Origin of the sequence: Mesorhizobium sp. M4B.F.Ca.ET.089.01.1.1 (assembly GCF_004022605.1) — a bacterium.
In the GTDB taxonomy this organism is placed as follows: Bacteria; Pseudomonadota; Alphaproteobacteria; order Rhizobiales; family Rhizobiaceae; genus Mesorhizobium; species Mesorhizobium abyssinicae.
On record NZ_RZOS01000193.1, the window covers coordinates 1 to 10,228 of the forward strand.

9 protein-coding genes and 1 pseudogene are annotated in these 10,228 nt (G+C 65.0%); 3 read left to right on the forward strand and 7 right to left on the reverse strand.

From position 1 onward, the window contains the following. The 5 genes and pseudogenes from EN780_RS18605 to EN780_RS18625 form a co-directional block, all read right to left on the reverse strand. The coding region (locus EN780_RS18605) for an aspartate/glutamate racemase family protein (protein ID WP_128274949.1) at window positions 1-529 on the reverse strand (529 nt) is incomplete at its 3' end. Between the two features lie 11 nt (window positions 530-540). Then, window positions 541-1,359, reverse strand: a complete 819-nt coding sequence (locus EN780_RS18610) for an ABC transporter permease (protein WP_127284718.1) — start codon at window positions 1,357-1,359, stop codon at window positions 541-543. A gap of 4 nt (window positions 1,360-1,363) precedes the next feature. Next, window positions 1,364-2,203 (reverse strand): annotated as a pseudogene (locus EN780_RS18615) (ABC transporter permease); the annotation flags it as partial. Between the two features lie 142 nt (window positions 2,204-2,345). Beyond that, the gene (locus EN780_RS18620) at window positions 2,346-3,635 is read right to left on the reverse strand and encodes a PotD/PotF family extracellular solute-binding protein (protein WP_128274950.1); all 1,290 of its coding nucleotides are present in this window, start codon (window positions 3,633-3,635) and stop codon (window positions 2,346-2,348) included. Between the two features lie 29 nt (window positions 3,636-3,664). Next, entirely contained in the window at window positions 3,665-4,753 is a 1,089-nt protein-coding gene (locus EN780_RS18625) for an ABC transporter ATP-binding protein (RefSeq protein WP_128274951.1), read from the reverse strand. Between the two features lie 262 nt (window positions 4,754-5,015). On the opposite strand from EN780_RS18625, the gene EN780_RS18630 reads away from it, so the two are divergent. The 3 genes from EN780_RS18630 (at window position 5,016) to EN780_RS18640 (ending at window position 7,826) form a co-directional block, all read left to right on the forward strand. Then, entirely contained in the window at window positions 5,016-5,729 is a 714-nt protein-coding gene (locus EN780_RS18630; protein ID WP_127284722.1) for a GntR family transcriptional regulator, read from the forward strand. A gap of 259 nt (window positions 5,730-5,988) precedes the next feature. Beyond that, a complete protein-coding gene (locus EN780_RS18635) occupies window positions 5,989-6,855 on the forward strand; it encodes a hypothetical protein (protein ID WP_189556605.1) in 867 nt (288 codons plus the stop codon). 107 nt (window positions 6,856-6,962) lie between these two features. Further along, window positions 6,963-7,826, forward strand: coding sequence for a hypothetical protein (locus EN780_RS18640; RefSeq protein ID WP_128274953.1), 864 nt, complete (start codon window positions 6,963-6,965; stop codon window positions 7,824-7,826). A 68-nt stretch (window positions 7,827-7,894) separates the two neighbouring features. Here EN780_RS18640 and EN780_RS18645 read toward each other — a convergent pair whose 3' ends face one another. Together EN780_RS18645 and EN780_RS18650 are read right to left on the reverse strand one after the other, a co-directional pair. Beyond that, entirely contained in the window at window positions 7,895-9,409 is a 1,515-nt protein-coding gene (locus EN780_RS18645) for an aldehyde dehydrogenase family protein (RefSeq protein WP_128274954.1), read from the reverse strand. 182 nt (window positions 9,410-9,591) lie between these two features. Next, on the reverse strand, window positions 9,592-10,228 hold a 637-nt coding region (locus EN780_RS18650), incomplete at its 5' end, for a DUF6596 domain-containing protein (RefSeq protein ID WP_348631263.1).

Consider the following 10,228-nt stretch of genomic DNA (forward strand, 5'->3'; position numbering starts at 1 on the left):
ACGGCATGGCCGCGCGATCCTGCTCGATGGCGCACGCGATCTCGTCGCGCAGCTTGACGATGGCGCCCGACGACGGGTCCTCCAGCGCCAGGACCGGAATGTCGGCGGCGCGCACGCGGGCTCGCGCGGCCATGCCGTAGCGCCGCACCAGCTCTTCGACCGGCACGCGCGAACGTTCGGTGGTGGTCACCACGCTGAAGCGCTGGGCAATGAAGGAGGCGACGCTGAGCGCCGCTTCGCAAATGCCGATGACCGGGATGGTCGCCATGGCGCGCGCCGCGTCCAACCCGGTGTCGTCGAAGCAGGCAATGATCGCCGCCTGCGCGCCGGCACGCTCGCCGGCGGCGATCTCGACCAGCAGGCCGGGCACGGCAAGTGCTTCGTCGTAGTAGCCCTCGATCGACACCGGCCCCATCGACGAGGTGACTGCGAAGATCTCCGTCGAGACGCTGGCAACCGAGCGGGCGGCCGCCGCGACGGTTTCGGTCATGCTGGCGGTCGTGTTCGGGTTCACCACAAGAATCTGCACGTTGGCTCCGTTCAGGCTCGCGCCCGGCGGCGGCCGACATAGACGATCGCGCCGAGCGTCAGCAGGATCACCAGGAAAGAGAACACGGTGGTCACCGTGCCAAGCGCATAGAGCACCGGCGTCGTTACATTCGTCGTCATGCCGTAGATCTCGAGCGGCAGCGTGTTGAAGCTGCCCGACGTCATCAGCGTGCGGGCGAACTCGTCATAGGAAAGCGTAAAGCCGAACAGGCCGACGCCGATCAGGCTGGGCGCGATCATCGGTAGCACCACATGCGCGAAGGTCTGCCAGGACGACGCCCCGAGATCGCGCGCGGCTTCCTCATAGGCCGGCGAGAAGCGGTTGAAGACGGCGAACATGATCAGCACGCCGAACGGCAAGGTCCAGGTCAGATGCGCGCCGAAAGCCGACGTGTACCACGCGGGACGAAAGCCGATCTGCTGGAAGACGACGCCGATGCCGAGGCTGATGATGATCGACGGCACGACCAGGCTGGCGACGGCGAGATAGAACAAGGCCGCGGCGCCGCGAAACTTGCGACGGAAGGCGAGCCCGGCGAGCAGCGACACCGTGACCGTTACCGCCATCACCATCAGGCCGAGCGCCAGCGAGCGCCTGAAGCTGCCGCCGAAATCGCCTACCGCCTGCTTCTCGAACAGATTGGCGAACCAGTGCAGCGAGACGCCGTTGAGCGGGAAGGTCAGCCCGCCATTCTCGCCTTGGAAGGACAGGATCAGGATCGCCGACAGCGGCCCGTAGAGAAACAGCACGAACAGCGCGAAGAACGCCGCCAGCAGGTAGAATTCGAGAGTTCGCTTCTCGCGGTGCATCGCCTCAGAGCTCCTTGCGGATGTCGACGATGCGCAGGATGCCGGCGACCATCAAAAGCACCAGCACCAGAAGCACCACCGCGTTGGCGGCGGCGGCCGGATATTGCAGCAGCGACATCTGGTTCTTCATCATCAGCGCGACCGAGGCGCTCTGCCCGCCCGACATCACCTGCACGGTGGAGAAGTCGGCCATCACCAGCGTGACGACGAAGATGGTGCCGATCGCCATGCCTGGCTTGGCCAGCGGGATGACGACGTTCCACAAAATTTGCCAGCCGGAAGCGCCGGCGTCGCGCGCGGCCTCGAACAGCGAGCGGTCGATGCGCATCAGCGTGTTGAAGATCGGCGTCACCATGAACAGCGTGTAGAGATGCACCATGGCGAGCACCACGGCGAATTCGGAATAGAGCAGCCATTCGACCGGCTTCGGCACCAGCCCCAGCTGCACCAGCGTCGAGTTGACCAGCCCGTTGCGGCCAAGCACCGGGATCCACGAGATCATGCGGATGATGTTGGAGGTCAAGAACGGCACGGTGCAGACCAGGAACAGCACCATCTGCATGGCCGTGGTGCGGATGTGGAAGGCGAGGAAATAGGCGACCCAGAAGCCGATTAAGAGCGTCAGCGCCCAGACGATGGCCGCGTATTTCAGCGTGTTGAGATAGGTCTTCCAGGTGACCCAGGAACCGAGCACATCCGCATAATTGGTGGTCAGAAAATCCGGATACATCGCCGCGAAATCGTAGTCCCAGAAGCTGACGACAACGATCATCAGGATCGGCAGCAGCAGGAACGCGCCGAGGATCAGGGCAAGCGGCGTCGCCTGCAGATAGGGGGCGATGGCGCCAATCGAGAAACGACGGCGCCTTACGGGCCTGGCCGCGGCCATTGCAGGGCGTTCGAGCGCGACTGTCATGCTGGATATCCGACGAGTGGTTGTGTTTGCGGATGACGACGGCGTCGCGCCGTCATCCGCCATCAGTGCATCACGCGGCGATGAACTCGTTCCAGCGCTTCACCATGTAGCGGTCCTCGTCCATGACCGAGTTCCAGCAGGCGACCTTGCCCATGCGCTGCTCGAACGAGCCGCCGTCGCGCACCGCGCCCGCCTTCTCCATGACCTTGCCGTCCGGCGACAGGATATCGCCCTTGGCCGCCTTGCCTTCGATCCAGTAGCCCCACTCGTCCTCGGACATGAACTTCTTGGCCGACACCATGTTGGCCGAGTAGTAGCCCTGGCGGTTGAGATAGCCGCCGACCCAGCCGGACGTGTACCAGTTGATGTATTCGTAGGCGGCGTCGAGCTCGGCGCCCTTGAGATGCGCGGCAAGGCCGAGGCCGCCGCCCCAGGAGCGATAGCCTTCCTTGAGCGGCTGGAACCGGCAGGCAATGCCCTTCGAGCGGACCGCGGCCACGGCCGGCGACCACATCGACTGGATCACCACTTCGCCCGACGCCATCAGATTGACGCTCTCGTCGAAGGACTTCCAGAAGGCGCGGAACTGCCCGGCCTGCTTGGCCTTGATCAGGAAGTCGATCGTCTTGTCGATCTCCTCCTTGGTCATGTTGCCCTTGTCGGCGTATTTGATGTTGCCGGTGGCCTCCATGATCATCGCCGCGTCCATGATGCCGATCGACGGAATGTTGAGGATCGCGGTCTTGCCCTTGAAGGCCGGGTCCATGATGTCGGCCCAGGTGGTGATGTCGCGGCCGACGAGGTCGGGACGGATGCCCAGCGTGTCGGCATTGTAGATCGTCGGCACCATGGTGAACCAGTCGGTCGGCGCCTTGGCGAAGACCTTGCTGTCCTGCGCCTCGACATAGCCGACCGTGTGCGGCGCGGTACCCTGGGCGATGACGCTGTCCGGCGTCAGCTTGCCGGTTTTGAACAGCGGCACCAGTTCGTCGTAATATTTCAGCTTGCTGACATCCATCGGCTGCAGCACGCCGGTGGGAAACACCTTCTTGCAGATCCAGTATTCGATGTCGGCGATGTCGTAACTGTCGGGCTGCGTCACCGCGCGCTGCGCGGCGGCGTCGGAATCGGTCGCCGTCATCTCCAGCGTGATGCCGAGGTCCGCCTTGCACTTCTCGGCGATGGCATTGAGGTTCGACACGCCGGTGCCGAACTGGCGCAGCGTGATGTTCGATTGCGCCCAGATCGTCGGGAAGCCGGTGACGATGCCTGAGCCGGCGGCAAGGCCGACCGCCGCGGCACCCGTCTTGAGCAGCGAGCGGCGGGAAATGCCTGTCTTCTTGTCGGTGGTGTTGGTCATTGTCAGTTCCCCTTTTTGGTTGTGATGGTTCAGGAATTGAGACGGCCGAGGATGATCGCGTCCTCGACATCCCAGGCGATCGGTACCGCGTCGCCGACGGCGACCGGCCTGGCGTAGAAGCTCTCGTCATCGAGGATGACGGTGAAATCCTCGATGCCGGCGCCATTGACCGAGAGCTTCACGGTCGCGCCGCGATATTCGACGTTGGAAACGATGCCGCTGAAGCCGAGCCCCGCCGCCGGCGCTTCGCCGACGCGCACATGGTCGGTGCGGATGGCGATGTCGATCGGCGCGCCGGGTTCGCGGGCCTGCCCGCTCGCGGCCAGTGAGGCGCCACCCGGCACATCGAAGAACACCAAGCCGTCGCGCTCGCCGCTGACACGCCCGGAGACGACATTGTGGTCGCCCATGAAGCGGGCGACGAACGCGGTCGCCGGCCGTTCGAACACCGTGCGCGGCGGCGCCGCCTGCTCGATGCGGCCATCGTTCATCACCACGATCAGGTCGGCCAGCGCCATCGCCTCCTCCTGGCTGTGGGTGACGTGGACGAAGGTGATGCCGAGCGAGGCCTGCAGTTTCTTCAGCTCCGCCCGCATACGGATCTTCAGGAATGGATCGAGCGCCGAAAGCGGCTCGTCGAGCAGCAGCGCTTCGGGGTCGGTGATCAGCGCGCGCGCCAGCGCCACACGCTGCTGCTGCCCGCCCGAAAGCTGCGCCGGACGGCGGCTGGCATAGCCGTCCATCTGCATCAGCTTCAGCACGTCGAGCGCCCTGGCGTGGCGCTCCGCCTTGCCGACGCCCTTCATCTTCAGGCTGAAGGCGACGTTGTCGACAAGGTCGAGATGCGGAAACAGCGCATAGGACTGGAACATCATGGCGGTGCCGCGCCTGGCCGGCGGCAGGTCGGTAACGACAACGTTGCCGAGACGGACGTCGCCGCTGGAGATGCTTTCGTGCCCGGCGATCATGCGCAGCGTCGAGGTCTTGCCGCAGCCGGACGGACCGAGCAGGCAGCAATAGGTGCCGGCCGGAATCTTGAGGCTGATGTCCTCGACAGCGGTGGTTGCGCCGTAGACTTTCGAAACGGACACGATGTCGATCTCGGCGGCTTTGGACATCCGGGCTCCTCTTTGCTCGGATTAACCAAAGCATCATGCGTGCCAGTTGCCCGCCGCTACCCTCAAGCGGTTGAATCCTCGGAAAAATCGGCGGCCGCGCCCACCGCCTGACAAAGCGGCATTCTTGTGCGATGCACAAATTATGGGCGATTGTTGGCGATGTAAGCAGAAATCGTATGCAATCTTTTCTGCGATTGCGTTCACTTTGGCTCTCGTGCAGGCGGCCCGATTCAGGCTAGAAGTGCTGAGGGACCTTACCGCCATGAACATCGCCGACCAGACCTTCCCTGCCGTCGACAATGCCAACGAGGATCGCGCCCAGGCGATCCGCGACCAGCTGCGCGACGCCATCGTCGACCGCCGGCTGGCGCCCGGAACAAAGCTGTCGGAAGGCGAGGTCGGCACCCTTTTCGATGTCAGCCGTACCGTCGCGCGCGCGGCGCTGCAGATGCTTTCCTTCGAAGGCCTGGTGCGCACCGAGCGCAATCGCGGCGCCTTCGTCGCCAACCCCTCGCCGGAAGAGGCGCGCCAGGTCTTTGCCTCGCGCCGGCTGATCGAGCCCGGCATCGCGATTGCCGCTGCCGGGCGCATCACACCGGCTGACGTTGCCGCCTTCAAGGCACAGCTCGAAGAAGAGGGCCGCTTCATCGCCGAGCGCGGGCCGAGCGCGAGGCGCTCCGAGATCAAGGCTTCCGGCGATTTCCATCTGCTGCTGGCATCGGTGGCCGGCAACGTCATCCTGCAGCGCTTCATGGAAGAACTGGTCGCGCGCTCCTCTCTGGTGATCGCGCTCTATGGCCGCTCCGGCATTTCGAGCTGCGGCCACAACGAGCATCTGCAGATCCTGCAGGCGCTGGAGAACGGCAACGCCGAACGCGCCAGCGCGCTGATGCTGCACCACATCGACCATATCGAGGCCGATCTCGACCTGCGCGTCAGGAGCGGTCCGGCACTGCGGCAGGCGCTCGAGTCCTGACAATCATCGCCGGCCGGATGGCGCGAAACCTATGCCCGCCCTTTGCGTGCATCAATGCAACCGGGGCTGTCGGCCTGACTATTGTTGGGAGTGGTTTTTGCGAACGGTTGCAAAGAGTTAACGGGGGAAAACGGCCTTGGCCCGAATGCAACCTGACCTACTTTGGTACGGTGATCGCGCCACTGGACACCAACGATGAAGGCTGGAAATGTGCGCCCTGTTTTCACGGTTCGGAGGGCTGAATCGGAGCAGGAGCAGGATGGCGCTTAAAGCCGAAGATATTGCCGGCCATCCGGCTGTACACCGCGGTGTCCAGGAACAGTCGCGGGCGCTTATCCAGATCTTTGAGACGAGCCCGCGGCTGGCTGCGATCTTCGCCACGCAGCAGCGCTGGCTGATGGGCCATGTCGGCCTCGCGCTGCATTTCAGGCGCGACCCGAACGACCATCACACGGCGCTGACCCTGGCGCGCTTCCTCAAGGTCATACGCCAGAATTCGGTGGCCAGCCGCAACACGGCGGAAGCCTTCATCAAGGAGATGCTGCATTACAACATCGCCGAATATCTGCCGACCAGCGGAGATGCGCGCGCTCACCCCATGCAGCCGACAGCGGCCACCATCAAGACATTCACCGGCTGGGTCCTCGCTCATCTGAGGACGCTGGACAGCCTCGACGGCCGCAACCGGCTGGCGACCTTCCTCGAGCGGCCCGAAATGCTGGCCAGATTGCAGCCGCTGATCGCGGACGGCCTGCTGTCCTCGACGCCGGTACGCGAGCCCGAGCAGACCTTCTCCCTGTTCATCTGGCTCAACAATGGCGGCATCGTCATGGACTGGCTGATGTCCGGCATCGATCCGCAGAATGCCGGGTTGGACCGCATCCCGACCAGCATCGTTTCAATCGCGGAGTTTGCCAGATGGCTTAAGCTGTCGCGCACCCATCTCGCGCGCAAGCTGCACGACGCCGAGGAACTCGGCAGCATCGGCTGGACCGGCCAGCGCGGCCATTCCCTGATGTGGGTTTCGAAAGAATTCTACCACGAATACATGGCCGTCCAGGCGGCCAAGCTCGCCGTTGTCGACGCGGCCTTCGAGGCCTGTTTTCCAGCGCCGGATAGCGGCTGAGCAACCGCCTTCTTCACAACCTGCGTGATGCCCTGCCGACCGGCTGGCGGCGGCTGGTTGAAACTGCTATCGGCTATAGTCGTCGAGACGTAAGCGGGTCTGGGGCGATGACGCTGAACGCCGAAGAGATTGCCGACCATCCGGCGCTGCACCGCTGCGTGCGGATGCAGGCGCTTGCGATGAACCAGGCCTACCAGGCAAACCCGCGCCTTTCGTCCGTCTTTGCCACGCAGCAGCGCTGGCTGATGGCCCATATCGGCCTGGCCCTGCATTTCAGGCGCGACCCCGGCGACTACCGCAAGGAAGCGACGGCGGCCCGTATCATCGACGCCATCCGTCAGCATCAGGTGGCCAGCCGCAACACCGCCGACGCCTTCATCAAGGAGATGCTTCACTACTTCATCGAGGTCGTGCCGGCCGACGAGGACGCGCGCATTCGCCCCGTGCAGCCGACGCGGTCGAGCCTGGAGGAGGTGCTGGGCTGGATGCTTGCCCATTTGCAGACGCTGGACGGTCTCGACGGCGCGAACCGGCTGTCCCTCTTTCTTGCGCGATCCGACGCGCTGGCCAGGCTGCAGCCGCTGGTGGCCGACGGCTTGCTTTCGTCCCACCCGGTGCGCGAGCCCAAACAGACCTTTTCGCTGTTCACCTGGCTGAACAACGGCGGCGCCGTCATGGACTGGCTGATTTCGGGCATCGATCCCGATCATGCCGGCCAGGACCGCATCCCGACCGTCGTGGTCTCGATCGGCGACTTCGTCGGATGGCTGAAGCTCTCGCGCACCCACCTTGCGCGCAAGCTGCGCGACGCCGAGGAGATGGGCAGCATCGGCTGGCTTGGCCAACGCGGCCAATCGGTGATGTGGGTGTCGCGCGATTTCTACAACGAGTACATGACCGCCCAGGCCGTGAAGCTGGCCATCATCGACGCCGCTTTCGCTGAGGCCTTCGGCACGCAAGCCGACAGATGATCGCGGCGGCATCCCCGTGCGGGAGATGCCGCAAATCATGGTCATCAACCCATCGAGTTGCGATGGCCTCAGTCGATGTCGAAGGACACGCCCTGGGCCAACGGCAGCGCCTTGGAATAGTTCACCGTGTTGGTGGCGCGCCGCATATAGGCCTTCCAGGCATCCGAGCCGCTCTCGCGGCCGCCGCCGGTTTCCTTCTCGCCGCCGAACGCGCCACCGATCTCGGCGCCCGAGGTGCCGATGTTGACATTGGCGATGCCGCAGTCCGAGCCGTCGACGCCGAGGAAGCGCTCGGATTCCTGCAAGTCGCGGGTGAAGATCGACGACGACAGGCCGGCGCCGACCGCATTGTGCTCGTCGAGCACGGCGTCGAAATCGGTGTATTTCATTACATAGAGGATCGGCGCGAAAGTCTCCTCCGTAACCGGCGCGACCTGCTTCGGCATTTCGACCAGCGCAGGGTGCACGTAGTAGGCGTCCGGATGGCCGTTCTCGACCCGCGAACCGCCGGTCACCTTGCCGCCATGGGCGGTGGCTTCCTGCAGCGCCTTCTGCATGTTGTCGAAGGCGGCCTTGTCAATCAGCGGACCGACCAGCGAAGACGTCTCCAGCGGATTGCCGACCGAGACGCTCTGGTAGGCCTTCTTGAGGCGCGGCAGCAGCGCGTCGTAGACGCTTTCGTGCACGAACAGGCGCCGCAGCGTCGTGCAGCGCTGTCCGGCCGTGCCCATGGCGCCAAAGGCGATGGCGCGCAGCGCCATGTCGAGATCGGCGGTCGGGCAGACGATGCCGGCATTGTTGCCGCCGAGTTCCAGCACCGCGCGCGCGAAGCGCTTGGCCAGCCGCGGACCGACATCCCTGCCCATCCGGGTCGAGCCGGTGGCCGAGACCAGCGGCACCTTCGGATGGTCGACCAGGATCTCGCCGACGGCGCGGTCGCCAATCAGCACCGGCGCCAGTCCTGCCGGCGCGTCACTGCCGAAGCGCTTGACCGCGCGCTTGAAGATCGCCTCGCAGGCAAGCGCGGTCAGCGGCGTCTTTTCCGACGGCTTCCACACCACGGCGTCGCCGCACACCAGCGCAAGGGCAGCATTCCACGACCATACCGCGACCGGAAAATTGAACGCCGAGATGACGCCGACGACGCCCAGCGGATGCCAGGTCTCCATCATGCGGTGGCCGGGCCGTTCGGTGGCGATGGTCAGGCCGTACAACTGCCTGGAGAGGCCGACGGCGAAATCGCAGATGTCGATCATCTCCTGCACCTCGCCAAGGCCTTCGGACGGGATCTTGCCGACCTCGATCGACACCAGCCGGCCGAGCTCGGCCTTGTGCGCGCGCAGTTCCTCGCCAAGCAGGCGCACGAGCTCGCCGCGCTTCGGTCCCGGCACCAGCCGCCAGGCCTGGAACGCCTTGTGGGCGGCGTCGATGGTCCTGGCCGCATCCGCCGGCGAGATCGTCGTCAGCGTCGCGATCTGCTCTCCCGTCACCGGGCTGCGCACGATCAGGTCGCCGCCGGAAAGCGCGTCCTTGGCGACGCCGAGTTTCTCCAGAAGTGCGGCCGTTTCCTTCGCTATCGTCATTTTTGTCCCTTTCAGATCCCGTCGCAAGGCAACAGGACAAAGCCATGCGCCACCCTATCCGTGCCGTCGGGCACGTCGGAGCGCGTTCATGGCGTGGCATTACTCGTTTCGGGGAAAAACCGCCACCCCGGCATGGTCTAAGCCCGGCGCCCAAGGTTGGGCCAGACTTTCGAGACGAGAGCTCAGCGCGCCTTTTGCGCGGCCCGCTCGGCGCCTTCCTTCATCAGCCGGTCGATATGCATGCGGATATGGGCCGCCTCGGCGGCGGTGTTGGCAAGCGCGATCGCCCGGTCGAAGGCAACGCGCGCCTCATCGCCGCGGTCGAGCTGCATCAGCAGCCCGCCCTTGAGGCCAAAGAAGTGGAAATAGCCGGACAGCCTGTCAGCAAGCGGCTCGATCATGGCGAGCGCCGCCTCGGGCCCGCGCACCTTGGCCACCGCGACGGCGCGATTGAGCGTCACCACCGGCGACGGCTGCATGCGCTCGAGCAGGCTGTAGAGCAGGTCGATCTCGGTCCAGTCGGTATCCTCGGGCTTCACCGCCCGCGCATGCAGCGCGGCGATCGCCGCTTGCACCTGGTAGGGGCCGGGCTGCTGGTGGCGCAGCGCCTTGTCGACAAGCGCCAGGCCCTCGTCGATCATCTTGCGGCTCCAGAGCGACCGATCTTGGTCCTCGAGCAGCACGATCTCGCCACTGGCGTCGAAGCGTGCCGGCGCTCGCGCATGCTGCAGCAGCAGCAGCGCCGTCAGCCCCATGATCTCCGGCTCGGTCTGGAACAGCCTGAGCAGGAGCCGCGCCAGCCGGATCGCCTCCTCGCAG

Bases quoted from the DNA above. Each gene is read 5' to 3' on its own strand.
- EN780_RS18610 (WP_127284718.1), bottom strand. From the start codon at position 1,359: ATGCACCGCGAGAAGCGAACTCTCGAATTCTACCTGCTGGCGGCGTTC.
- EN780_RS18620 (WP_128274950.1), bottom strand. From the start codon at position 3,635: ATGACCAACACCACCGACAAGAAGACAGGCATTTCCCGCCGCTCGCTG.
- EN780_RS18625 (WP_128274951.1), bottom strand. From the start codon at position 4,753: ATGTCCAAAGCCGCCGAGATCGACATCGTGTCCGTTTCGAAAGTCTAC.
- EN780_RS18630 (WP_127284722.1), top strand. From the start codon at position 5,016: ATGAACATCGCCGACCAGACCTTCCCTGCCGTCGACAATGCCAACGAG.
- EN780_RS18635 (WP_189556605.1), top strand. From the start codon at position 5,989: ATGGCGCTTAAAGCCGAAGATATTGCCGGCCATCCGGCTGTACACCGC.
- EN780_RS18640 (WP_128274953.1), top strand. From the start codon at position 6,963: ATGACGCTGAACGCCGAAGAGATTGCCGACCATCCGGCGCTGCACCGC.
- EN780_RS18645 (WP_128274954.1), bottom strand. From the start codon at position 9,409: ATGACGATAGCGAAGGAAACGGCCGCACTTCTGGAGAAACTCGGCGTC.